Source organism: Dactylosporangium sp. NPDC051485 (assembly GCF_040682015.1).
Classification (GTDB): domain Bacteria; phylum Actinomycetota; class Actinomycetes; order Mycobacteriales; family Micromonosporaceae; genus Dactylosporangium.
The window spans coordinates 15488-38266 of the sequence record NZ_JBFAZW010000107.1 but is presented as its reverse complement, the minus strand read 5'-3'; the positions used below and the strand labels follow the sequence as shown (position 1 = coordinate 38266).

The following is a 22779-nucleotide window of genomic DNA, read 5'->3' as shown; positions in this document are numbered from 1 at the left end:
ACCGGCATGCCCCACCCGCCCAACACCACAACAACACATCGGCTATCAGCGATATTTGGCTCACGCCTCCGCTACCCGCGGATCCGGGTCTGAGCTGCCCGAGTTGCACGCTGGTCGTTTCCGCCTCCTCAGCGGCAATGCGGGCGGTCGTTCGGGGGTCTCCGAGTGCCGCCCTACGGGCGCGCAGCTCGGCGATGGCGGGGGTGAGTGCGTCGCGGTGTTGGCGGGCACGGACCGCGATCGTGTCGAGGATGTCGAGACCAAGCAGGCCTTTGAGGATCTTCGCGCGTTCACCGTCGCTGGCGTGCAGCAGTTGCTCGAACTTTCCTTGGGGCAGAAGCACCGAGCGGAGGAAAGTCTTGTTGTCCATGCCGACGAGGTCTACGACGCGTTGGGTGACGGACCTGCCGTGCACGACCTCGCCGCCGTCGAGCGATTCGAGCTTGTGGAACGTTCCGGTCGTTTTCCGCGACAGTTGCCGGGTCACCCGCCATGGGCGCCCACGGGCCTCAAATTCCAGGGTCGCGGTCAGGGTGCCGTCGCCGCCGTCGGCGATCAACACCTTCGGGGACGGTGCGTCCCAGGTTGGGGTGCCATAGAGCGCGAAGTTGACCGCCATCAGGATGGTTGACTTGCCCGCGCCGGTGTCGCCGATGATCCCGACGAGGTCGTGGCCACGGAAGTCGATGTACTGCTGGCCGACGTAGGAGCGAAACCCCGAGAAGGTGAGCTGCAGCGGCTTCATGCTGCACCCCCGACCGGAGTGCTGAGCTGTGCCTCGGCCGGGAAGTGCGGGTCGCGCTCGTCCTGCGCTGCGGCAAGGAACTCGGCCATCATGCTGGTGACCGTGTCGATCGGCGCGGTGCCTGCGCCGTGCTCGTGCACGTACTGCTCGAACGATTCGAGCAGGCTGCGCTGCACCGGGATCTGCCCGGGCTCGATGACGTCGTTACGGGGCTGGGCGCCGGCGACGCGCTGCTGTACGTCCAGCACCCGGGCCTTTGCGAGCAGGGTGTGAACGTGTTGCGCGAGGGCGGGTTCGAACACTGGGGTGTGTACTGTGACCAGGCACAGCGCGTCACCGATGGTGCCGGCCCGCTTCTGCAGCTCGTCCCAGGTCCCATCGAACTTGATCAGTGCTCGGCCGCCGCGCAGCGGGACCTCCTCGCACACGGCCGGCCTGCCGGGTTCCACGGTCACGAGGGTCACGCTCTTTTGTTGTCCGGCTTCGCCGAAGTCCAGCGGGATCGGTGAGCCTGCGTAGCGTCCGACGACCCGGCCGGGCAGCGGCTGCGGCTGGTGGATGTGACCGAAGGCGGCGTAGTCGACGGCGGGGATGGCGTCGGGGTCGATGGCGAACTCGTCGGTGGTGTGGCGGGCCCGCTCGCTGCCGGCGAGTCCGGCGCCGGTGACGTGCATGTGGGCGGTGAACAGGGTGACCTCGGACTGTGGGTCCAGCCCGTCCGCCAGGCCGGCGGCGATGCGGGCTTGCAGATCGGCGAGCTGTTCACGGTAGGTGCTCGACGACGACTGGGTGCCGGCGGCGGTGATCATGCGTTGGGGGTAGATGAACGGCAGGACCCCGATGCGGGCGCGGGTGCCGTCACGGCCCGGCACGATCAGATAGTCGCCGTTCGCGCCGCGCGGCTGGCTGACGAAGTGCAGTTGGTGAAGGCGGCCGAGTTTGTCGAGGTAGCGGTGCAGGGAGATGTTGTCGTGGTTGCCCGCGACGACGATCGTGGGGGCGATCGCCGCCAGTTCGGCGAGCCAGCCGACGACGCGTTCGATGTCGGTGTGGCTGACGCGGGAGTGGTCGATGAGGTCCCCGGAGTGCAGGATGCCGTCGGGCCGGTGTTGCTTGGCGATGTCGATGATTTCGGCCATGGCGTCGGCGAGGTCGGACATCCGGGGCTCGTTGTAGGTGGTCCGGCCGGCGTGCCAGTCGGAGGTGTGGAGAAAGAGCATGGCGAGGTCGCCTTTCATCCGGCTACGTCGCGGCGCAGCCTGAGGAATCCGAGGGCGGTCAGTGCAGGGCGCTGACGCGGTGGTTGGACAGGTGGGCGAGGACGGCCTGGTTGGCCTCCCACCCGTCGGGGAACTTGATGAAGTCTTTGAGGTGCACGGGTTCGGTGCCGGGGTGGGCGTCCAGGAGCTCGGGGATGCCGCGGCGGCCGACCACGATGCAGGCGTGACGGTGCCGGGAGGTCAGCACGCACAGTCGGCCGGGCGTGAGATGGAACGGCGTGGCGTCGATCCGGCCGGACAGCGGGTGCAGAATCACGGTGACGTCGAATTCGGCGCCTTGCAGCCGGTTCGCGGTGTCCACACGGATCCCGTCCGCTATCTCGCCGCGGGCGCGCAATGCTCGGGTGATGGCGGCGACCTGGTCGCGGTGCGCGGCGCCAACGGCGATCCGCGCGGCGGTGAGTCGCCGGCCGCCGGGGGCTTGCTCGCAGCTCGTTTCGGTGCCGCGTTGCAGGAGCCGGACGGCGACGTCTGCGGTCGCGGCGACCGTCTCGGCGTCGGTCCGCAAGGTGTTGCGGTGCGGTAGCTCGAGGAAACCCCATCCGCTGCCTGCGGCGAGGTCGATCACTTCGTCGACTGCCGTGCGTCGGATCCCGACGGTTGGCACATGGGTCGCGCGTTCGCCGTCGTGGGTGCCGGAAGCGAACTCCGAAAATGGGTAGAAGGCCGTCTGGACCAGACGTGTGGCACTGGTCGGCAGCCGCCAGGTCACCGGGAGTTCGTGCGGGACGATGTCGGGGTTGTTGCGCAGCAGCACCGCCACCGCGCTCTGCATCGGGTCCCAGGGCAGACCGGCCCACCGTTCCCCGTCGATGGGGGAGAACGGATCGAGCTGTCCGGGGTCACCGACGAACAGCATCTGTTGGAACAGCGGCACGATCAGCAGCAGCATGTCCGAGCGCATCTGATATGCCTCGTCGACGATGGCCCAGGGCCATTTTCGGGCGGTCTGCACCTGCGCCCATTTGGCGGCGGTGCCGACCACGACCCGGCAGTCCGGCAGGTCATCGACGCGGGATGCGATCTGGACGTTGGGCAGGAGCACGGTCGGCGGCGGCAGGTAACCGTCGCGGGACAGCCGTCCGACGAGCAGGCCGGGCAACCGGGTAGCGATCTTGACGACGAGGTCGTCGACCTGGGCGTTGGTCTGGGCGACGACTACCACGGGGTCGCCGGCCGTGGCGATCTCGGCCGCGATGCGGCCCACCAGGGTCGACTTGCCTGCTCCGGGCGGAGAGTCGACGACGACGCCCCGGTGACCGCCGTTGGTGAACGCGGTGAGGATCTCTGCGGTCTTGATTTCCGCGCGGTCGTGCGGCGAGGTCATGACCAGTCCTCCGCTGCGTCCTCGACCACGGGCGTGGAGTCCGGTGGCGGGCCACCGTGTGTCCAGGGGGTCTCGTCCCGCGTCGGCCACGGCCGGCGCCGGACGAATGTCTCGGTGACGCTCGTGTAGGTGACGTCCTCACCGAGCGCGGGCACCGAGCCGGGCTTTGCGGTGAGGCCGCTGCCCATCTGGTTCTGCAGCTCAAGTTCGATACGCCAGCCGTCTTCGGTCTCGATGACGGACTCGATGACCGCCTGCTGGCCGTTGCGGGCCGGGTCGTACATGTGCTGACCAACGTCGAGATGAATCTGGTCGCCGGTCGCCACCGTGACCATCGGACGCAGCACGTTGCGGCGCAGCCCGGGCACGCGGCGAGCCGCGTCGACGTCGACGACGTGGCCGGCGAACGCCTCACCGGTGAGCCGATGATCGGCGATCACGAGCGGGTCGTCGTAGGCGCGTTGCGCCTCGAACGCGGCCATCCGCTGTTCCAGCTCGGCGAGTCGATGGGCGCTGCGGCCCGCGCTGTCACGTTTGGCCTGCGGTCTGCCACCGTCCGCGACGTACCGGTGGAACGAGGTGAACCGGTCACGTTGCTGCTCCCACCGTTTCGGCACCCGCGGCGCCTCGGGCACATCGCGCAGCAGGTCGATCGCCGTCCAGACCAGCTCCCAGGTCGGGCGCATCTGCTCTTCCACCATCGCGGTCAGCCGACGGTGAACGGCGTTGTGTGCTGCCGGGGTTCGTGCGGTGGCCAGGTCCCGCAACGCAGGTTCCAGGAAGAGCCGGTCGAAGGTCGGATCGGTGGACGGACCGGCCGGTGGGCACAGTTGCGGGTTCTCCGCTCGGCTGACCGCCGCGGCGACGTCCATCCCTTCGGGCGGGGCGAGCCAGGCCATCTGGGCGGCGAGATTGCCGTCTTCGAGATCGCTTTGGCCGGTCGCCCAGACGGCAGCTATCGCCTGGGTCGCCGCGATCAGCGCGCCGGTGTCGGCGAACTCGGCCTGCTCGGCGAACCAGGTCAGCCAGATGCCGAGGTCGCGTACCTTCTTCGGCACCGCCCACGGACCCTCGATGAAACGCAGCCTCGTCATCCGGCCCAGCGTGCGGACAAACTCGATCCCTGCCGGGTTCGGAACCCAGAGCTGCGGGGCGTCGACGACCCTCACCCGCGCATTCGGCCCCGCACCGGTGGCCTGGGTCTGCTGCGCGGCCGTCTCGATGGGAAACAGCAGCTCGCTGGCGAGCCTGCCGGCGAACTCGATTCGCTCCGCGCGGTCGCGTGGCTGCCGGGTCACGATCAGGGTCGGCCGGGCACGGTCGGGGCCGACCATCGCGGCGAGCGGTGCGTTGGTCTCCCCGGCCAACGTGAGCGGCACGATGACGATCGGCTTCGACGAGATGTGGAGGTGCCTGTACACGGTCAGCTGCTGCGGCGTCATCGAGTAGGCCGCCAGCGCCTTGGCCAGGGAGGTCAGCACGGTCACCGGACAGCCCCCAGCGCCGCCTCGCGCATGCCGTAGGCCCTTCGAAGCAGGTCAGCTGCCTGCTGCTGGCCGGCGTCCGGCTCCCGCAGGCCGGTGGCCAGTTCGACCGCCTCCTTGATCGAGTCGATGCCGCCCAGGTCTTCGCGCACCACCCGGCCCAGCACCGGCACCATGCCGCTCACCTCCGCCCGGCACACCCCACCCAGTTCGCAGGCGCCCAGGCACTCCGGCGAATACCGGGCGGTGACCTGGAAGATCGCCGCCGCGAGCTCCTGGGGATCGCGCGTCGGCCGGCCGGCGGCGTCCAACCGCGGGTCGAAGGAGAGGTCCGGCGGCAGGAGCCGCAGCAAGCTCTCCACGCTTTCCATCCGGTCCAGCTGCCGCTTCAGCGTTGCCAACTGCTTGCGGACGTCGAGCAGTTCCGCGACCGGGTGATTGCTGAAGTCCTTCGGGCACACGAGCACGACCTGGTCCGACACCATGGCAGGGTCCAGCCCGGCCGTCTGCAGCATCTCCCGCATCGCGAGCACGTACACCGCGGACTGTTGCGCGGCAGCCGCCACCTTGCCGGAGTCCGCGGTGCCGTCCAGGATGGCGAAGGACTTGATCTCCACGATGAAGAACTGGTTGCCGAGTTTGAACGCGATCAGATCCGGTTCGATCCGGACCTGCACTCCGTTCACCGTGAGCTGCAGGATCGGATGGTCGAACAACGTTCCGGTCGGCTCATTCGACTCCGCCGACGCCTGCAAGGCGCGCTGGGAACGCCGCAGCCGCGACGTGATCCTGTCGTCGGCGTCGGCCGGGTTGAGGTCGTGATAGTGGACCTCAGGGACCGGCAGCCCGATATGTTCGCGCAACAAGCGCAGCAGCTCAGCGCATCCGTCCGCCTTCACCTTCGCCTCGAAACCCTTGCCCCGGGCGATGGCGATGCTCGACATCTGGCCGATGGAGATGCGCACGCCCAGCCCTTCCGCGATCTGCCCTTTGTCGATACCGGCGGCATCGAGCAGCGTGCGTCGGCGGCAGCCAGGGTTTGCCGCGAGCGCGGCGAGTGTGCGGGCGTTGTGCGGCTTTCGCGGCGCCGCACCCCGCAGAGCATTCAAACGTTCATCGACGACAGACATGTCATCCTTTGAAGGACGGGTCCGGATCTTCGCGGGAACCGGGCCGCCGGATGGAGGAAGTAGGAGCGCTACCTTTTCGTGACGGACCGAACTGCCTTAAGCTGTTCGCCCCCGAACAGTTGTTCCGCGTCAGAGAGTCGCCGCGCACGCTCAGCCGCTGCCTCGCGTTGCTGCCGGTCGGACTCTTCGTGGATCCTCAGCTCCGCTTGCGCCGCAGCGATGAGCCGCGACGGCTCGAACTCCTCAGCGGGACCGCTGGCGCCTGGGATGTTGTTGGTGAACGGCCACAGGAGCCGGATCGACTGCGGCCCAAGCTCCCCTGTTGTCTGCAGGTGGCGGACTAGCCGTATCGCGGCGGTCAGGAAGTCGACCCTGGGCGACAGCGGACCCATGATGCGGCGATCCAGCGGCCACGTGGATATCGCCAAGAGGCCACGCACCGCCACGAGCTGGTCCGCCGCCAAGGCGGCACAAACGTAATACGGTCGGGAGTACGGCGCCGCGCGGAACGATCGCTCCTCGTCGCGGCGGAGACTGGCCAGTTTGGTAGCGATCAGTCCGCCGGCGAACAATGCCTCGTGCGTCGCGACGATCAGCCGCGGCGCCGCAGCGACCCCCAGCACCGTGAGGACCTGATGGACCTGCTCGCGAACGGGGAACAACGACATGCCCGCCGGCAGCGTCCCCGACGGAGACGGCGCTGGCACTGAGTCGTCGGATTCCAGCAACGCCGAGTCCCAGCTCAGCTCCGCCGTCCGCAGCTCCGCGCGCAGACGCGGAACGGCGGCACGATCACCGGCGGCGAGTGCCTGGCGGATGTGACCGCGAAGCAGCGAGATCCGCTCCTCGAGCTCGTCCATGGTTTCAGGCATGATGGGACCGTATCACAAGTTCCAAGGTCTTCCAAAGAGTTCCAAACTCAGTGGTGAAGCAATTGCGCCGATGACCTTCGGTCGCGTCGAAATGGACCTGGCACCGAACAGCCCTGGGCGTCACCGCCGGGCGGGCGGGTCGTCCGGCTGCTCGACCTACTTGATCTCGCCGACTAGGCAGCCCACCCGAGCAGATCGGGCAGTGGATGTCGGCGACGGTGACCACGCCGTTGGACCTCACCGTCGCGGAGGTCGACGACCTCGTCGAGCAAACGCTGCGGTACCTAGCGTCCGAGTTCGGGCTCCTCGAACCCGACGACTGATAGCAGCACCGACCGTCCGAGCGGGCTCCGTCGCCAGATCCTGGCGCCGCCGTTCAGCTTTCCCGACCCGAGGGCGACGTTGCGGTGGCGGGCAGGTGCAGCAGGTCGGCACGCACGGCGGCGAGGACACCGGCGTCGGTGTCGTCTTGGCCGTGGTGTTCGCCGCAGGGGCAGAACGTCCACGCGCCGTCCTGGAGCTGGTCGCGCAGGACTTCCAAGGTCGCGCGAGACCAAGCGGCGACGTCGGCGCCGACCGTGACGAAGGGGGGTGTCGGGCGGGGCGTCGCGGATGGCCAGCCCGAGACCCGACACGGCCTCGCCGGCACGGCGCAGGTCCAGCACGGGCTGTGGCCGCTGCTGGTCGCCGTTGATCGCGGCGTAGATCACCGCCTGGCCGAGCGCGGCGAGCAGCCGGGCGGCGACCCGCACCGCGAGATGCTCCGGCGGCCCAGTGGGCGCAGCCCGTTGCTGCACCTCGGCCATCATCGCCGTCGCGGTGGCCCGGCCCCACTCCTCGTCGATGTAGCTGCGCAGCACAGTCTGCGGAGTGATCCGCAGTTGGGCGGCGATGGCGTCGATCCGCTGCTGCAGTTCCTCGGCCACCACGGCCGGGTCGACGCTGCCGCCGAGGGCGTCGACGGTGGCGACGAAGTCGTCGACGAGCCTGGCGAACTTCCCTCGTCGGGCCATGCGGTCCTCCAGATTGGCGGTTCCCCAGTGTGGCACCACCTTCAACGTCCCAGGGCGCTACGAGGGCATGCCGGCCGCCGGAACGGATCACGGCGATCCGGGCCGGCTGGCCGAGAGCCGCGGCGGGCGCCAGGCAGCGTACGGTGCACAGACGGTGCGATCAGGCACACACGGGGGCCAGGAAGGGACGAGCCGTGGCAAGAGCACGGGGAAACGGCAAGCGACCGGGCATCCGCTCGCTCAGCGTGGATGACCGGGTGAGCGTGCTCGGCCGTGCCGCTCGGCTGGTTAACCAGCTCAACGAGGGCCGGGCCGGCTGCATCGAGGGCGTGGCGCTGCTGGACCGCGTCGCTCGGCTGGTCGAGGTCCGGGCGGAGCCGCTCGCGGTGGCGGTCGCCGCGCAGGGCCCGGCCGGCACCTGTGTGCTCGGCGACGCCGTCCGCGACGTGGTACCGCTCGCAGACGGCGGCCGGGCGGTGCGCGGGCCGCACTTCGACCCGGCCCGGTGGAACGGCGCCGGTCACCTGGTCCTGTACGCCGCGCAGGCTGGCTGGTGGTTCGACTCGACGCTGGACCAGGTGAGCCGGATGACCGGGCTGCCCGGCGGCACCCTGATGCAGCGGATCACGCCCGAGGAGGTCAGCAGCGGCGACCTGCCGTTCGAGATCGGCGGCGGGCAGGTGCTCTACCGGGTGGTGCGGGCCGATACGACCTGGCAGACGGCGTACAACGCCGAGTACGCCCGCCTCGGCGGCATCGCGCGGGCGGCGACTCAGCGGGCGCTGGAGTTGGAAGGCTTCGACGAGGAGCTGATCTGAGTTGCGGCAAGTTCGCCGCAGCTGGTGACCGGTCGTTCTCGTCGGACTCCGATCGGTTCGGGACTGTAGACCTTGACCCGCCAGCGGGCCTGCTCGCGTCGATCCGGGTCCCAGATCGGCAGCGGCGCCAGGTGTCGGCTGAGGGCGTAGATCGCCACGGTGGCGGTCCGCGCGTTCGCTTCACAGCTGTAGCGGTGCATCACGTGCCCACCGTCGCTGGCGCGCCGCCGGCAGTCCGCAAGCTCGAGCGTCCACACGCCGGAGCCGTCCATCGTCTCTTCCAGCCGGATGAACAGGTGCCGGACCGGGTCACGGTCGTCCCCAGTGATCAACCAGCCGGCCTCACGCAGCTGCGGGATACCCACCACCCGACCACCGTATCGAACACAAGTTCGACGACGGCATCGTTTCGGAGCGTCACCTACCGGCCAATCACGTTGGTTCTGACGAACCCAGCCGGGGGCCGGTGCTGCGGTCAGGCTGCACGGAGGACGACCGGCCAGCCGTCCGGCTGCTCGCACATGCCCCAGCAGCCGCTGGGTGGTCACCGCGCCGACGGCTACGCTGAAGGAACGAAGACCGGCGCCTTCCCCCGTGGGCACCGGTCTTCGCTATCGAGCCCGCCCGTTGCGCCTCGGCTGCTTCCTTGCCGGGGACGCGGGCTTCGGCTTCACCCGTTCGACGGCGTCGGCTCGCCCGCGTCGTCGTGGTGCGTCGGCAGCGCGGTGATGAACGCGGTGAGGCGGGCCGCCTCGGCCGTGGTGAGGTCCGTGGGCAGGCGCAGCGTGATGACGATGTCGGTGCGGAGCGGGAAGCGGTACCACTCCTCGGCGATGGTTGGCGTGCGTTCGGCCGCCCGCCCGACATTGACCGCCTGCCAGTCGAACCCGCTGTCGACCCAGTCGAGGAACACGGTGATCGCTCGGCGTGCGTTCGCGACATAGGTGTTGCGGGTGTGCGTGGTGTATTCGCCGACGGTGGCGGCCCGGTACTGGCAGGTCGCCGTGTTGAGGTCGAGCGTGTCGATGTCGAGCGTGTCGGCCCATTCGAGCATGCGCGCGAACGATGCCACAGCGACCCGGTAGGCGCTCGACGTCCGGCCCGCTACGGATGTCCGGTGGTCGAGGTCGCTGAGGAAGCGCTGGAGGTCGGCCAGCGTCGTCGGCGGATGATCTGGGGCGCGCGTCGGTGGTGCCGCGGCAACGGGTTGGTGCATGCATCGATCGACCCATCGCCGGCGGGCGTGGTCAAGTCACGTGCCGACCGGCTGTGCATCGCCGTCATCCGACGCGTGGAAGTCGGCTCGGGACGTTGATGCCGTGTATGGCTGTGCTCGCGGCTTGGTGACGACGCACGGCTTCCGGGACCTGGCGGTGTTGATTGGCAGGGGCCCATTCCGCTGTCGGGCCTGCCTTGGCACGCTGGTCTGGTGCCGGGACGCGATGTGGTGCTGTGGTTGATCGACGACGAGCTCCTCAACGGTGACGAGCGTCGAGGCTCCGCCCGGAGCACGGAGCGGGTCACCGACGTGTTCTACCGCGCGATGCGCCCGAAACCCGGGTCCCTGCTGCTCGGCGTCCGGGCCCTGCCTGGTGACGTCGGCGGGTTCGCCGTCGCGCTGCTCGGGATGGCGAGCGGATCGCAGCAAGTCGCCACCGGCAAGGACCGAACACTGGTCACTCCGCTGCTGCGGTTGCAGCCGCCGGTGGCGGTCGCGCGGCTGCATGAGGTAATGCCCGAGCCGCAACGGCGACGGCTGGAGCAGCAGCCCCGCGTCCCGGGGCCGCTGCGCCCGGCGCGGCTGTCGCCGAAGGTCGGCGATGCCATGATCGCCGCGCTGCGGCAGCTGTCGCCACCAGCGGCGCAGTGGCTCGCCGCGCTGAGCGCCGCGGACACACCGGTCGGTGGCGGGCAGGGCGCCCGGCTGCGGGAGGAACGCGACGCGGTGTCGCTGGCGATCGACATGTCCGGCGTCGACCCGCCGCCGGACCTGCTGTACACCCCCGGCGCCGCCCTGGACCCGGAGGCGCCGTTCGGCGGAACCTTCAATCCGCTGTTCGTCACCGACAACGAGGACGACCTGCTCGCGGTGGACCTGCGACGGTTCGACCCGCGCAGTCGGTTGGCCGAACTGTCCGGCAGTATCACCCGGTTCACCAGCGGCCGGTTCGCGCTGACCGTCATGAACGTCAACCGCAAGGCGCTGGAGCACACCCTCGGTGTCGACCTGGTGTACTGGGACGAGACCGCCAACACCTTCACCATGGTGCAGTACAAGCGGCTCAGCGTCCGCACCGGCCGCGACCACGACGGTGACCGGTGGGCCTACACCAACCGCGACGAACTGGCCGCGCAACTGCATCGGATGGACCTCGGCCAGCACGTCCCCGCCGACTCGCGGGACTGGCGGCTCACCTCGAGCCCGTTCTGGTTCAAGTTCGTCAAGACCACCGACTTCACCGCCCGGGACCGGTTCGTCCTCAAAGGCATGTACGTCCCCGCCGACTACCTGCGACTCGCGATTGCTGATGAGTCGCTACGGACCGGCGCCCGCGGTGGGTTCGAGGTGACCTACGCCAACACCCGCTACCTGACCCGCGACGTCTTCGTCGAGCTCGTCAAGCGCGGCTTCGCCGGAACCACCAGATCCGCCAGCGAACACGTCATCACGCTCGCGGCGCAACGGGCCCAGACCAACGAGGTCATCGTCGCGATCAAGGCACCCGAACCCCAGTACGAGCCGTGGCCGTACGACGACCGGGACGACGACGTCTCCGCATTCTCGCCGTAGGTGTTGTCGGCCGCACGCGCACCGCGCGGATCGCCGGCACCGCCCACGATGGACAGGTGGTGCCCTGAAGTATCGACACTGCAGGCTTTTCCCCTGCTGGCCGACCGGGCGGCCAGCGAGCGGTGGCCGAACCGGTGACGGCGGCGTGTCTGTCCGTCACGCGCGCCGGTCTGTCCACCCGCTGCTGCAGGGGTCGACGCGGCCGTACCGTGAAGGTCGTGCCCGCCAGGTTGGCTCCAATGACGGTGATGACGATTCCTGCGCAGGCCACGGGTGGCGTGCCGCGTGTGGCGGTTGCTGGTGACGTCGACGTGTCCACGGCCCCGGCCTTGCGCGCCGCGCTGGAGCACGCGACGACGGGACATCCGGCCTCGATCGAGGTCGACGTCGCCGGGGTCACCCACTTCTCGTTGGCCGGATTGCGGGTGCTCGACGATGTGCGGCGCGGCTTCGGCGGCACGCTCGTGCTGCTCGACGCCGGCCGGCCGGTCCGCCGCATCCTCGAGGTGCTTGGCCTGCACGACCGGTTCAGTCGCAGCGGCGCGCGCCCGCGGTGACGGTCGAACAGCGGCCCGGAACGGTCCTGCATCTGGCCGACGCCGACTACCGGTACGGCGCGGGTCGGCTCGTGCTGCGCGTGGAACGCGTCGATGTTGAGGACCCAGTCACCGTCGATGGCGAGGTCTGGTACATGGTGCACGGTGTGCAGCTGGGCGGTCATGGCGCCGAACGCGGTGCACGCAGTGCGCTCGTTCGAGACCGCCTGCTGCCACCATCGTCCTGACGTCCGTCCGTCCGGGCGGAGGGTCGCGTATTCCTCGTCGTGGCGCGGTGGACAGCGAGATCGTTCGGACGCGCAGGCTGTCCTGCCAGCTGGCGTGGAGACGGTCCAGGGCGGCGAGCCGCTGCTCGCGAACGACCCTGCGGGCAGGGCGCAGTGGATGCGGATCTCCCGGCAGAGCACCAGGGCACAGTTGATCAGGAACGTGTCGATGATGCCGAGGGCGGTGACGCGGGCACGGATCGTCGCGGTGAGGGTCGGCCCGGCAGCCGCGGACGGCATGACGGCCGGAGGACGTAACGCGGCCTGCGCCGCGGACGATCCCGTACGGGGGTGCCGCCGCGGCGGCCGGCATCGTCGCGCGGCGAAACGTTGGAGACCGGCATCCACGGGGGAAGATGCCGGTCTCGAGAATCAGGATGCCAGGCGAGCCACGTGCGCGCTAGAGGGCTGGTGTCCGCGGACGGGTCGGTTGCCAGCCGCGTTGCCGCGATCGGCCGGGTCAAAGGCTGGGCGACGGTGGAGGCGCGACCAGCTCGACCTGGTCGGCGGGGTGCCGCTCGGTGGTGCCGCCCGCACCGGCCACCACGAGCACGGGCATTTCGGGGCGGCAGCGCAACGCCGCGGCCTCGAGCAGGGTCGGCATCCACGCCGTGACGCGGTCGCCCGGCGTCAGCGCGACCGTTGCCCGGTCGGGGGGTGCGCACACCATGGAGCGGTACCCGCGACGCTTGACGATGAGCAGTTCCCGGCTGAGCACCGCGAGCGCGTCGCGGAGGGTGTCCAGGCCGCAGCCGAGCAGGTGGCACAGGTCCTTCTCCGACGGCAGCTGTGTCCCCGGCGCGTACTTGCCGCTGAGGATCTTCTCCCGCAGCAGACCGGCGGCGGCCACGAACCCGATGGGAGTAGAACGAATGAAGTCCATGTGCCGACAATAGGGCCATGTGGCTATAATGTCGAGCTAGCTGCTTCGACTCTGCGCATCGACGCTCGCGGTCGGACTGGTGCCTGCTGCCGATGGCGGCCAGCGTCGCCGTCACCACCGCTGGTGCATCGCCCGCCGTGCTCGGCCGGCAGCAGCCCGGGCCGATCGCCGGCCTCGTCGCCCTGTACGCGTAGGTCGATCCGCGAGTTCCGCCGTGACCGGGCACGACGGTGCGCAGCGGGTGCGTCGGGATCAGGTCATCTCGTCGAGGACGCCGCCGAACGGACCGCCTCGAGGACGGCGCCCGGTGGACGGGTCGAGGCGGCGGTCGCAGTCACGGCGACCATCGCGCCCGCTCGCCCGCCCACCCGCCAGCCCGCCCAGTCGGGATCGGTGTTCACCGTGGCCGGGGTGTTCGGCCGAGACGTCACGGCCAGATGGTGTCAGCGAGCAGGTCCGGTCTGACTGGCCGGATCTGCAACGCGATCAGCGGCTGGACACGGGTGGGGTGGATGACGTCGAGCCACTCCACACCATGGTGGTAGCTCAGGCAGATCGGGATCTGCGGGAAGTAGCGCAGGGCGAACCCGGCGAAGTACGGGGTGTCGGGACCGGCGACGTCGCGGCCGTGCAGATGCACCTGGGCCAGGTCGATGCCACGTTCCTCGAAGTGGGCCAGCACGGCGTGCCCGGCCCGGAACAGCGGGCTGGTCGGCGCCCACCGCCGGTGCAGATGGTCCTGGGCGGCCGGATCGGCGACCGGCCTACCGGGCAGTTCGAAACGGTGCAGGGTGATCGTGCCCGCCGCGACGGCCGCACTGAGGCGTTCGCGGGCGGGGCGGGGCATCCACCGGTCCAGGCCCTCGAACTCGGGCAGCATCGCGTCGCGTGGGGCCCGGCCGGCGCCGGCGTCAACCTCGATGGCGTGCAGCCGGTCCACCGCGACCTCGAGGGTGTCACCGGCACGCCACAGCAGGGTCAGCGGGAAGTCGACCCGGTCGCGGGCCTCGAACAGGAACTGGCAGCTGCGGGAACCGCCGACCAGAGCCCGGCGGATGATCAGGTACGGGTCGGGCCCGTAGGACAGGCAGGTGGTGAAGTGGCGGATCCACCGCTCGTCGGTCCTGTCGATCTCCACTTCGATGTCCAGGTCGTGTGGTTCGGTGGCGCCGCGGGCGTAGGAGCCGAACACCGAGACCTCGGTGACGATGCACAACGGCCACTCGTCCCGCCCGGCATGCAGGGCGCCCAGCAGTTGCTCGGCCAATTGGGTAGCCCGCTGGCGTTTCATGACCGCCAGTCTGCCAGCCGCCGCCCACGTCGCGGTGGACACGATCGGCCGGACCAGGCATCGACCGATGACACGGTCGATGACATCGACCGGCGCTCCCCCGAACGGAGCGCCACTCCTGTCTCGGCAGCACACCGTACGGTGCACAGCTGCCGCGGGGCGGCGACGGGAACACACGCGCACCGCGGCAGAAGTACCGGCCGTGGAAACATCATCGGCGAGGCCGGGCCGTGATAATCACCGGGTAACTGCTGAGAGCACGACCGCGACGACGACGAGCCTGGTCCAGCGCTACGCCGACCTGGAGGTCCGGGCCGGTGGGATCTGCGCGTCGGTACGTGGGATGCGGTTCAACGCGCTGCTCGCCGACGCGCTGGTCCGCGACGGCGTGGACGCCGACGCCGATCGGCGCGGCCCGAACGGCGAGGTCGATGTGGCGTTCTTCCTGGACGGCACCTGGTACCTGATGGAAGCCAAGTGGTACACGGACCCGATCACCGTCGAGCCGCTGCGGCAGCTACGCGACATCCTCACGCAGCGACGGCCGGGCACGATCGGTATCCTCGCCTCGCGGTCCGGATTCGACGACAGCGCACGCCGGCGCGCCGCGGAGGTCCGCGACGTCGTCCTGTTCGACCGCCCGCACCTGGAGGCGCTGATCGGCGGCGTCGCCACCGGATCCGAACTCGTCACGGCGGCGAACCGGTCCGTTGCCGTGTACGGCCAGCCAGACGTGCCGTTGGCGGCGTTGCTACGTCCGCGGCGCCCCGTGAGATGTGCCAACTCGTTGTCGGCGCTGGTTCGTCACGCTGGTGTCAGCGGATGTGTCGCCAGGATGTCAGCCATGATCGCCGGTCAAGGCACGAGACCGGCGTCGCGGAACGAGTGGCCTCGCCTCAGAAGGCACGGAGTTCCGGCAGGGGTATCGCGGAACCGGCAGCATCGTTCCACCACCACGAATTGCCGTTGACCTTCACGCATGGGGCGCTGGTGGACGAGCCGCGGAGCTGCGCCGGATCTACGCCGGGCATCAGGATCTCCTGATGGCGGCCGTTGACCGGCAGGACCCACCCGTACCGACCCTCCTGGTCGGCGGCCTCGTTTCGGATTGGCTCGCCGACCGATGCGGTGTAGCCACGAACCTGGCCTTCGACCTCGGCTCGGGCCCGAACCTCGTCGACGAAGGCCTGCATGTTGGTCGTGGCCACCGCAACGTCCGCGCCGTCGACGGTCTGAGTGCCGGGAATGATCATCTGCACACCGTATGCGGGCGCTGCGGTCGCCGTTGCCGGTCTTTCGTCGGCGGATGTGGTCGGTGCCTGGGCGATGACAGTGATCCGCTCGTTGTAATCGACCGGTAGCTTCACCTGGAACTCGCGCTCCTGCCCGTACCGGCAGGTCCGGTCCAGCGCCCGCAGGTCTTCCCCGGCCTGGGCCGCGGACGCCTCGTCCGGGGTCTTCGGGACCGCCTGTCCACCGGCAGGGTCCGCTTCGGCGGCGTCCTCTGTTTTCACCCAAAACCAGGTGGCCTTGTTCCCGATGTTGCTCTGCCAGGGCACCCAGTCCCCGATCGCGGCACCGACGACCAGGTGGTCCAAGGTCTGGACCTTTCGAGCGACCCAGTGCACATTCCAGCCGGTGCACTTGCGCCCTATCTTCCGGTCCTCGCATACCGCGGTTTTCGTGCAGCGTTCCCGGGTGAAACGGCGAGCGCCACCGAGCACGGGCAGGTCGGCGCTGGTCAGGAACTGCTGCCAGTGCATCCGCTGCAGGCCGGCCCACGGTGCGACACCGATGTAGGGCGCAGCGAGATTCGTGGTGGCCCACATCGGGGTGAGCTGGTGCTCCCATGCCTTCTTCGAACGTTTCTGCACGTTCTGGCGGCTGGCGTAGGAGAGCTGGGCCTCGCACGCCAGGTCCCGGACGCCGCCGGTAATCCGTACGTCGGTCCGGCGTGACCCATCCGCAGCGCGGCTCTCCACATCCGCTTGCAAGCCGCCGTTCTCACCGGCGGTGGCGATGCGTTCCTTCAGGGCCTTGTGGGCGTCGCTCTCGCCCGCACCGTGGTCCTTGATCGTGGTGTTGTAGTGCACAGCGTGAAGCCGCCCGTCACGCCGGCGCAGATGCATCCACTCCGGGCAGTCGGGATCGCCGTAGTCCCGGCACTGAGGACACTGCAGGAGACCCCTGTCCGGGGTGGGGTAGACCTCGCCGAGCAGACCGGGCCGGTCGGGGTGTCCGAGATGGGGATCGGTCAGGTCGAGTTCGATCCGATACTTCGCGTGCCACACAGCGGTGTTTGCCACACATCGACGATAGCGGGACCCCCCGACAAAGGCTCCGGATGCGAGAGCAGGCCGGGACGTCGCCGGCGCTGGTCGGGTGGAGCACCCTAGATCAGGAACATCTGTTCGTGATCGGGGAAGTCGAAGGAGACGATCCGAACCGGTTCGATCTTGCCGGTGTCTATGAGCAGCTGGGCCTCGCGGGCGTTGCGGACGTAGATAGGTACCGTCGACGGTAGCCGGTACAGCGATGCCGGGCTCGGCCGGAGGATGCCGTAGAGCCGGTGGCGTAGGCGAGCTGCGATGCCGTACGCGGTGTCGGCGGTGGGCACATCAGGGGCGAACTCGAGCCGCGCCCCTTCCTTCTTCCACAGCGGTTCGGCTACGGCCTCTTGCAGCTGCTGGATCTGCTTGAGCGACAACTCGTCCCACCATCGCTGCGCGGCCTGTAGCTCCTGCTGTTCCTGGAGCAGCCGTTGCTGTTCCTTGAGCAGCCGTTCGCGTTCGGCGGCTGCGGCCTGTTCCTGCCGCTGGAGTTCCTCTGCTTCGCGTCGTTGCCTGGCCTGTTCGGCTTCGATCGCCCACTGCCGTTTCTGCTCCTCCAGGCGGACGCGCTCAGCCTCTGCCCTGATCTCGCGTTGGCGTTCCTCCTCCAAACGCTGGGCTTCGCGCTGCCGCGCTTCTTCTTCTTTGCGGAGCTGCTCGGCCTGTTGCTTCTTCTCTTCCTGCTCGCGTCTCCATGCTTCTTGGCGTTGGCGCATGGCATCGTGTCGGGCTTCCTCACCCACGCTGCGCTGCGTCGTCCAGATCAACTGGCGACGACCGTAGCCGTGTTCGGAGGGCAACCAGACCCGCCGGTAGCGCGGCAGCACCTGATGGGGAGCGGTCTGCTCGTGCAGCACCCACCGGATGAACCTGGTCAGGTCGAGGTCCTCGACGACGATCCAGACGCCGTTCTGGAAGTCGAACCGGGCAACGCCGTCCACGACCGCCCAGGAGTCTCCGCCGCGCGGGTCGCGCACCCTGATCGACGGGACCTTGCTCATCCACGGCACCACCGTCTCCGCCGGGCTGACCCAGCACACCTCGATGCCCTCGCCCCGGTAGCGCTCGGTGCGGTCCCGGATGTCGTCGTCGGTGATGGGCGACAGTTGCGCTTCCCACGCGATGCGCCGGATGCCGTCGTGTGCTGAGGCGAGCACGTCAGCGCGCCAGGTGCCGTCGTCGGCACGGACCTCCAGCTCGGCGTGCCAGCCGGCGTCGCGGACCCGGCTGGCCAGCTCGAGCTTGAGCAGGTGGTGTTCCAGAGACTCGTTGAGCCACGCGCAGTCGGCCGGGCGGCCGGGGTCGTGGGCGAAGTAGCGCAGCTTACGCGCAGACACCTTGGCGTGTACGCCGTACCCGCAGTCCGGGCAGCGCAGCGCGATCCTGGGCCGGACCTTGTGCACCATGGTCCAGCTCAGTCCGCATCCGAGGTCGAGCAGGGTCGCGTCAACGCGGCCGGCTTCGGGGTGGATCGCCGCGAACGCCACGTCAGCGGCCAGCCCGGCGGCGGACGGCCGGGCCGCTCATCGGGCGCGCCGTCCAGAGTGTGCGTCGTGGTCCGGTGGGGTGGCGCCACGCGACAGCGGACCAGCCTCAGCCAGCCCCAACAGCCGCCCCACGGCAGCGTCGCGCAGAGACCTCGGCTCACCGCCAACCACTGCCACCAGCCATCTCCCCTGATCGGCCTACGACCGCAATCAATCTAACGAAAGACCCACATCCGCTGACATGCCTGTGACACATCTGCTGACAACGACATAAGAGATCGCTGTCAACGACGTGCAACATCGCAGCTGAGACCTGCCGGCTCGTTGTCAGCGCTGACCCGTCACTCCGACGTGGCACCTCGCAGGTTCACCCCGGCGGCGGTGGCGGCCCCGGACGGCTTGGAAGCCACAGTCGTGGCGCACGGCACGGCCATCAGCCGTGTCGGCGTCGGCGGTGACCGGCTCCTCATCGCCGTCACCGACGGTGTGATGGACCTGGGCAACCGTCGCCGAAGCCGGTCACGGCGCCGGTTGGAGCAGACCGGCTGCGTCGGCGACCCGATGGTCACCGCGGACGGCGACCTGCTGATGGTCCGTGGTGGCGGGATCCTGCGCATCGCCGGTGACGAGGTCGTGGTGGCCGCCAGCGGGTTCGCCCGCGCTCCGCTGCTCGTCCCCGGCCCTGACGGGGTGCCGTGGCTGCTGGACCGTCGCGGCCGAACGCGGCCCATCGAACGCCGGAGTGCCACCGGGTCGCCGAGCACGGAGCACGCCGCCCTGGTCGAGCCCGGCGCCGGCCTCGGCGACGCCCGCCGGTGGCCGGCCGGTCTTCCCGCGGGCGCCTGTCAGGCCGCGTGCTGGCTGCGGGACCGCACGTTCTTCGTCCTCGGCGCCGGGCACAGCGCCGTCATCGACATCGACACCGGCTGGTACGAGTGGATCATCACGCCGATCGGCCAGCCTCATGGACTGGTCCGCCTGGACGAGCGGCGGGTCCTCGTTGTCGGCGCCGACCGGTATGTGCAGACCGTCGTCCTGAACACCGTCACCCATGCCGCGTCACCGCCCACGACGGTCAACCTCGCCGGTCCTGTCCGCGGCGCGACCCGGATCGGCGACGCGGTCTACGTGTTGGCGCGCGCACCGCTGGACCACGCCACGACCGTCTCGGTCGTTGCCCGTCTCGACCTGGGCCGTATCGGCGTCACCTGCTGACGTCCGGAAACCGGTCGTCACCAGACTCGGCGCGGGACGCCGCAGGGGTTTTCGCTAGGCTGGCGCCGGGGCCGTGTGCTGCGTCGTGGGCCCGGCGGGTTACCGCTGGCGCCAGGTGGGGCTGAGGGTGTCCAGGGCGTGGCCACGTTCGGTGGTGAGGGTGCCGTTGCGGAGTTTGGCGCGTTGTTGTTTGAGCCAGGCGCCGAGCCGGTACCCGTCGCTGGTCTGGTGGCTGTTGGGGACGTTGAGGTGGCCGTGGGTGTGGTGGTAGCGGCGGGCGGCGGCGAGGCCGAGGGCGAAGCGGTGGTCGCGGGCGTTCCAGATGATGCCGAGGGCTTCGAGGGCGGCGACGCGGTCGGCGGTGAGGGTGCCGCGTTTGTGCAGCATGCGTTGGGCGACGATGAACTGGCCGAGGCGGTAGCCGTCGGCTTCGGTGTGCTCGTCGGGGACCTGCAGGTGCCCGTGCCCGGCGTGGTAGGCGGTGGCGGCGGTGATCCCGCGCTGCCACATCGCCTCATACGGCGACCACTCGATGCCCAGGGCCTCCAGCGCGGCAGCCCGGGCAGTCGGGAGCCGCCCGCCGGTGTACTGCTTGCGTTGCCCACGGATCCACTGGCCGAGCGGGTACCCGTCGACGGTGACGTGGTCCGGCGGCACCCGCAGGTGCCCTTCGCGGCGGCGGTGGGCGGTGGCGTGGGCGAGCCCGACGTGCCAGCGGGCGTCGCGGGGGTCCCACTGCATGTGCAGGGAGTCCAGGGCGGCGATGCGGGCCCCGGTGAGCACGCCGCGGCGGCGGGCTTTGCGCTGGTGGTGCAGCCACCGGCCGAGTGGGTACCCGGTGTCGGTGACGTGCTCGACGAGGACGTCGAGGTGACCGTTGGCGGTGTGGAACGCGGTGGCCGCGCCGTACCCCTCCCACCAGGGTGAGGTGGTGGCGGTGATCAGCCGGATGGTGAGGTGCCGCAGGTATTCCTCGACGTCGTAGCTGTCGGGGACCCGGACCACGATCTTGTCCGGCAGGGTCCACCGGTCCGCCGGTCCGGACCGGCGTTGCTGGTCGAGGGCGGCGGCGAGGGTCTCGTCGTGGGCGCGCAAGGCCCGCACGACGTCCCAGACGGTGTCGTAGCCGGCCAGGTCGGCCTGCACGGTGGCGTCGGTGGCGTCGGTGGCGAGGACCGGGATGAGGATGGTCGCGGTCCCGCTACCGGCCCGGTTGCGGCGCAGCGCCCGCCCGACCGCCTGGACGATGTCGACGGGTGACGTCTTGGGGTGGGCGAACACGACGCTGTCGACGGCGGGGACGTCGATGCCTTCGCCGAGACAGCGGGCGTTGGACACCACGGTCCACCCATGCTGCGGTGGGTCTGCCAGGTCGGCCAGGACCGCGCGGCGGTAGGCGGTGTCGTGGCGGCCGTCGACGTGGTGGCACGTCAGCGGCGGCGCCGGGCGGGCGGTGGCGGGCAGGGCGTCCAGGGTGCCGGGCAGGGCGGCGATGAACGCGCGGGAGGTGGCGATGCGGGGGTGGTAGACGATGGCGCGGCGCAGGTCGAACTCGGTGGCGGCGCGGGCGAGGGCGGTGATGACCATCGCGGTGCGCAGCGGCCCGTCCCCGCCGCCGGCGTCGGTCGCGGTGGGCCGGCCGGGACCAGTGAGGGTGCGCAGCAGCGGCAGGAGTTCGGTGCGGGTGACCGCGACGATCGCGATGCGGTAGTCGTCGAGCCAACGGTCGGCGATGGCCTGCGCGAACGGGTAGCGGGCCAGGACTGGCCCGAACACCGTCGGGTCGTCCATGGACAGCACCGCCGTGTCGTCGCCGCCGGTGTCGCCGAGGCGTGGGGTGGCCGTCAGGTACAGCCGGCGCCGGGCTGGTAGGGCCGCGTCGTCGTGCAGCAGGGCGCAGTGTTTGCCGTCGCGGCCGGCGGTGTGGTGGGCCTCGTCCACGACCAGGATGTCGGCGATGACACCGGCGGCGCGCAACCCCAGTCCGAGCTGCCCGGCCGACAGGTGGGTGGTGACGATGAGTCGGCGGCCCGGTACGGGTCCGGCCAGCCAGGCGGCGATCTCGTCGGGGTCGGTGTCGTGACGGCGGGCAGGTCGGTGCTGATGACGGCCGGGTCGGTGACGCCGTCGTCGCCGCACACCGCGAGGGCGCCAGCGGCGAGGCCGTGCCACACGTGCAAGGTCTGCGCGACCAGCGCGACCGTCGGGCAGGCCACCACCGCGACCCCACCGGGCGGGCACACCCGGATCGCGACGTGCGCGGCGGCGACCGTCTTACCGGTCCCGCACGCGGCGATGATCTGACCCCGGCCACCGCCGGCCAACGCGGCAGCCGCCGCCTCGACAGCGGGCTCCTGCCATCCCCCAGCGTCCGGCAACCGGTCAGGTGCCAGCCCCATCCGTTCCTCCCATCTTCGCCACCCCGCCGGTTCGACGCGGGCACCGCCGAGTCGCAAGCCAGTCCGGTTCGCCCGGAAGTCGCGGCGTGCGAACGTGTCGCGACTCGTACCGGCCACATCCGCTGGCCTGCCGATCGCCGCATCGGTATCGATCGGCTTGCATGGAACCTCGACTGTCGGCCGGCGCCAAGTCCGGTGACCGGTCGGCGCCGGGGGCGGGATTCCTCCGCGGGTTTGCTGGTGCGAGCGGTGCACGCCGTCTGGTGACGCCCGCATTGGCGTCGGGGCTCCCGGTTCAGGCGGGGCCGTGACAGGTTGCGGTAACGCGACGGCAGGGGCGCCCGACGGGTCGTCGGGCGCCCCTAGGGTGGCCGTGGCTAGGCCTCGTCGGTGCCCATGGCGATCGCGCCGCTGATGTTGCGCAGGAGCTGCTGCTCGTCGGTGTGATCGGCGTGCAGCATCGCGTACAGCACGACGCGCTGGACGTGCTCGGGCACGTCGGCGGTGAGCCGGATCATCCAGGTCGGGTCGCCGTCGTCGTTGCGGCGGCTGAGCCGGACCTCGTGCCGGCGGTCGACGTCGATCGTGGCCAGCACGCCGCCGCCCTCGGGGTCGGCGTAGGTGCTGATGCCGTCGACGGCGTCACCGGCGGTGTAGCCGAGCTCGGTCAGCTCGGCGATGAGGGCGGTGAACGGGTCGTCCGCGGGTGGAGCGTTCTCGTCGAGTCGGGCAGCGATCACGGCTGATCCTTCCGTCGTGCCGGCGCGGAGCATGCGTCGGTCGCGACGAATGAAGCGGCCAGGCCCGCGCAGAACTCAAGTCGGCTGCCGTGCCACAGCGATGCCGGACCGACTGCTCGCCGATGACGGCTGGCGGGCGCGTTGCGCATGC

Annotated in this window: 23 protein-coding genes; 7 read left to right on the top strand and 16 right to left on the bottom strand. The window is 70.1% G+C overall.

Annotation, left to right across the window (positions count from 1 at the left end; translation table 11 throughout):
- From AB0M46_RS41265 to AB0M46_RS41235, 7 genes are all read right to left on the bottom strand, one after another.
- Window positions 1-745, bottom strand: a 745-nt coding sequence (locus AB0M46_RS41265) for an SMC family ATPase (protein ID WP_363345342.1), incomplete at its 3' end; no start/stop codon positions are given.
- Window positions 742-1965: an exonuclease SbcCD subunit D gene (locus AB0M46_RS41260; RefSeq protein ID WP_363345341.1), complete on the bottom strand. Its 1224-nt coding sequence runs from the start codon at window positions 1963-1965 to the stop codon at window positions 742-744. The genes AB0M46_RS41265 and AB0M46_RS41260, both read right to left, overlap by 4 nt.
- A gap of 58 nt (window positions 1966-2023) precedes the next feature.
- Window positions 2024-3352: an AAA family ATPase gene (locus AB0M46_RS41255; RefSeq protein WP_363345340.1), complete on the bottom strand. Its 1329-nt coding sequence runs from the start codon at window positions 3350-3352 to the stop codon at window positions 2024-2026.
- Window positions 3349-4839 (bottom strand): hypothetical protein, encoded by a 1491-nt coding sequence (locus AB0M46_RS41250; RefSeq protein ID WP_363345339.1) that lies wholly within the window; start codon window positions 4837-4839, stop codon window positions 3349-3351. The genes AB0M46_RS41255 and AB0M46_RS41250 overlap by 4 nt, the downstream gene beginning before the upstream one ends.
- Window positions 4836-5966 carry a hypothetical protein gene (locus AB0M46_RS41245; protein WP_363345338.1) on the bottom strand — a complete coding sequence of 377 codons (1131 nt, stop codon included), beginning with the start codon at window positions 5964-5966 and terminating at the stop codon, window positions 4836-4838. Before AB0M46_RS41245 ends, AB0M46_RS41250 begins: the two co-directional genes overlap by 4 nt.
- 68 nt (window positions 5967-6034) lie before the next feature.
- Window positions 6035-6838, bottom strand: coding sequence for a hypothetical protein (locus AB0M46_RS41240; RefSeq protein WP_363345337.1), 804 nt, complete (start codon window positions 6836-6838; stop codon window positions 6035-6037).
- 284 nt (window positions 6839-7122) lie between these two features.
- Window positions 7123-7851, bottom strand: a complete 729-nt coding sequence (locus AB0M46_RS41235) for a hypothetical protein (RefSeq protein ID WP_363345336.1) — start codon at window positions 7849-7851, stop codon at window positions 7123-7125.
- 257 nt (window positions 7852-8108) lie between these two features.
- Between AB0M46_RS41235 and AB0M46_RS41230 the strand changes: the two genes are divergently transcribed.
- The gene (locus tag AB0M46_RS41230; protein WP_363345335.1) at window positions 8109-8669 is read left to right on the top strand and encodes a hypothetical protein; all 561 of its coding nucleotides are present in this window, start codon (window positions 8109-8111) and stop codon (window positions 8667-8669) included.
- Here the strand turns inward: AB0M46_RS41230 and AB0M46_RS41225 are convergent.
- Together AB0M46_RS41225 and AB0M46_RS41220 are read right to left on the bottom strand one after the other, a co-directional pair.
- Complete coding sequence (locus AB0M46_RS41225; RefSeq protein ID WP_363345334.1) at window positions 8624-9037, bottom strand: hypothetical protein; 414 nt, start codon at window positions 9035-9037, stop codon at window positions 8624-8626. The genes AB0M46_RS41230 and AB0M46_RS41225 overlap by 46 nt on opposite strands.
- A 302-nt stretch (window positions 9038-9339) precedes the next feature.
- On the bottom strand, window positions 9340-9741 hold the full coding sequence (locus AB0M46_RS41220) for a hypothetical protein (protein WP_363345333.1): 402 nt from the start codon (window positions 9739-9741) through the stop codon (window positions 9340-9342).
- Between the two features lie 45 nt (window positions 9742-9786).
- On the opposite strand from AB0M46_RS41220, the gene AB0M46_RS41215 reads away from it, so the two are divergent.
- The 4 genes from AB0M46_RS41215 to AB0M46_RS41200 all read left to right on the top strand — a co-directional run bounded on the left by AB0M46_RS41215 (window position 9787) and on the right by AB0M46_RS41200 (window position 12244).
- Complete coding sequence (locus AB0M46_RS41215) at window positions 9787-9984, top strand: hypothetical protein (RefSeq protein WP_363345332.1); 198 nt, start codon at window positions 9787-9789, stop codon at window positions 9982-9984.
- 114 nt (window positions 9985-10098) lie between these two features.
- Entirely contained in the window at window positions 10099-11460 is a 1362-nt protein-coding gene (locus tag AB0M46_RS41210; RefSeq protein WP_363345331.1) for a hypothetical protein, read from the top strand.
- A 239-nt stretch (window positions 11461-11699) separates the two neighbouring features.
- Window positions 11700-12017: an STAS domain-containing protein gene (locus tag AB0M46_RS41205; protein WP_363345330.1), complete on the top strand. Its 318-nt coding sequence runs from the start codon at window positions 11700-11702 to the stop codon at window positions 12015-12017.
- A complete protein-coding gene (locus AB0M46_RS41200) occupies window positions 12014-12244 on the top strand; it encodes a hypothetical protein (RefSeq protein ID WP_363345329.1) in 231 nt (76 codons plus the stop codon). Before AB0M46_RS41205 ends, AB0M46_RS41200 begins: the two co-directional genes overlap by 4 nt.
- A 499-nt stretch (window positions 12245-12743) precedes the next feature.
- Here AB0M46_RS41200 and AB0M46_RS41195 read toward each other — a convergent pair whose 3' ends face one another.
- The 3 genes from AB0M46_RS41195 to AB0M46_RS41185 form a co-directional block, all read right to left on the bottom strand.
- The gene (locus AB0M46_RS41195; RefSeq protein WP_363345328.1) at window positions 12744-13166 is read right to left on the bottom strand and encodes a GntR family transcriptional regulator; all 423 of its coding nucleotides are present in this window, start codon (window positions 13164-13166) and stop codon (window positions 12744-12746) included.
- 257 nt (window positions 13167-13423) lie between these two features.
- Window positions 13424-13597: a hypothetical protein gene (locus AB0M46_RS41190; protein WP_363345327.1), complete on the bottom strand. Its 174-nt coding sequence runs from the start codon at window positions 13595-13597 to the stop codon at window positions 13424-13426.
- On the bottom strand, window positions 13594-14457 hold the full coding sequence (locus tag AB0M46_RS41185) for a hypothetical protein (protein WP_363345326.1): 864 nt from the start codon (window positions 14455-14457) through the stop codon (window positions 13594-13596). Before AB0M46_RS41185 ends, AB0M46_RS41190 begins: the two co-directional genes overlap by 4 nt.
- A 343-nt stretch (window positions 14458-14800) precedes the next feature.
- Here AB0M46_RS41185 and AB0M46_RS41180 point away from each other — a divergent pair, with 343 nt between their 5' ends.
- Window positions 14801-15427, top strand: a complete 627-nt coding sequence (locus AB0M46_RS41180; RefSeq protein ID WP_363345325.1) for a restriction endonuclease — start codon at window positions 14801-14803, stop codon at window positions 15425-15427.
- Here the strand turns inward: AB0M46_RS41180 and AB0M46_RS41175 are convergent.
- Together AB0M46_RS41175 and AB0M46_RS41170 are read right to left on the bottom strand one after the other, a co-directional pair.
- Window positions 15354-16763, bottom strand: a complete 1410-nt coding sequence (locus AB0M46_RS41175) for a hypothetical protein (RefSeq protein ID WP_363345324.1) — start codon at window positions 16761-16763, stop codon at window positions 15354-15356. The two genes, AB0M46_RS41180 and AB0M46_RS41175, sit on opposite strands and share 74 nt — an antisense overlap.
- A gap of 86 nt (window positions 16764-16849) precedes the next feature.
- The gene (locus AB0M46_RS41170) at window positions 16850-18274 is read right to left on the bottom strand and encodes a competence protein CoiA family protein (RefSeq protein WP_363345323.1); all 1425 of its coding nucleotides are present in this window, start codon (window positions 18272-18274) and stop codon (window positions 16850-16852) included.
- 351 nt (window positions 18275-18625) lie between these two features.
- Here AB0M46_RS41170 and AB0M46_RS41165 point away from each other — a divergent pair, with 351 nt between their 5' ends.
- Window positions 18626-19489, top strand: a complete 864-nt coding sequence (locus AB0M46_RS41165) for a hypothetical protein (RefSeq protein WP_363345322.1) — start codon at window positions 18626-18628, stop codon at window positions 19487-19489.
- Between the two features lie 99 nt (window positions 19490-19588).
- Here the strand turns inward: AB0M46_RS41165 and AB0M46_RS41160 are convergent, their stop codons facing one another.
- The gene (locus tag AB0M46_RS41160; protein ID WP_363345321.1) at window positions 19589-21628 is read right to left on the bottom strand and encodes a Helicase associated domain protein; all 2040 of its coding nucleotides are present in this window, start codon (window positions 21626-21628) and stop codon (window positions 19589-19591) included.
- Between the two features lie 637 nt (window positions 21629-22265).
- Window positions 22266-22628 (bottom strand): hypothetical protein, encoded by a 363-nt coding sequence (locus AB0M46_RS41155; protein ID WP_363345320.1) that lies wholly within the window; start codon window positions 22626-22628, stop codon window positions 22266-22268.
- Window positions 22629-22779: the final 151 nt, after the last annotated feature.

Bases quoted from the DNA above. Each gene is read 5' to 3' on its own strand.
- AB0M46_RS41260 (WP_363345341.1), bottom strand. From the start codon at position 1,965: ATGCTCTTTCTCCACACCTCCGACTGGCACGCCGGCCGGACCACCTAC.
- AB0M46_RS41255 (WP_363345340.1), bottom strand. From the start codon at position 3,352: ATGACCTCGCCGCACGACCGCGCGGAAATCAAGACCGCAGAGATCCTC.
- AB0M46_RS41245 (WP_363345338.1), bottom strand. From the start codon at position 5,966: ATGTCTGTCGTCGATGAACGTTTGAATGCTCTGCGGGGTGCGGCGCCG.
- AB0M46_RS41240 (WP_363345337.1), bottom strand. From the start codon at position 6,838: ATGCCTGAAACCATGGACGAGCTCGAGGAGCGGATCTCGCTGCTTCGC.
- AB0M46_RS41235 (WP_363345336.1), bottom strand. From the start codon at position 7,851: ATGGCCCGACGAGGGAAGTTCGCCAGGCTCGTCGACGACTTCGTCGCC.
- AB0M46_RS41205 (WP_363345330.1), top strand. From the start codon at position 11,700: ATGACGGTGATGACGATTCCTGCGCAGGCCACGGGTGGCGTGCCGCGT.
- AB0M46_RS41195 (WP_363345328.1), bottom strand. From the start codon at position 13,166: ATGGACTTCATTCGTTCTACTCCCATCGGGTTCGTGGCCGCCGCCGGT.
- AB0M46_RS41185 (WP_363345326.1), bottom strand. From the start codon at position 14,457: ATGAAACGCCAGCGGGCTACCCAATTGGCCGAGCAACTGCTGGGCGCC.
- AB0M46_RS41180 (WP_363345325.1), top strand. From the start codon at position 14,801: ATGCGGTTCAACGCGCTGCTCGCCGACGCGCTGGTCCGCGACGGCGTG.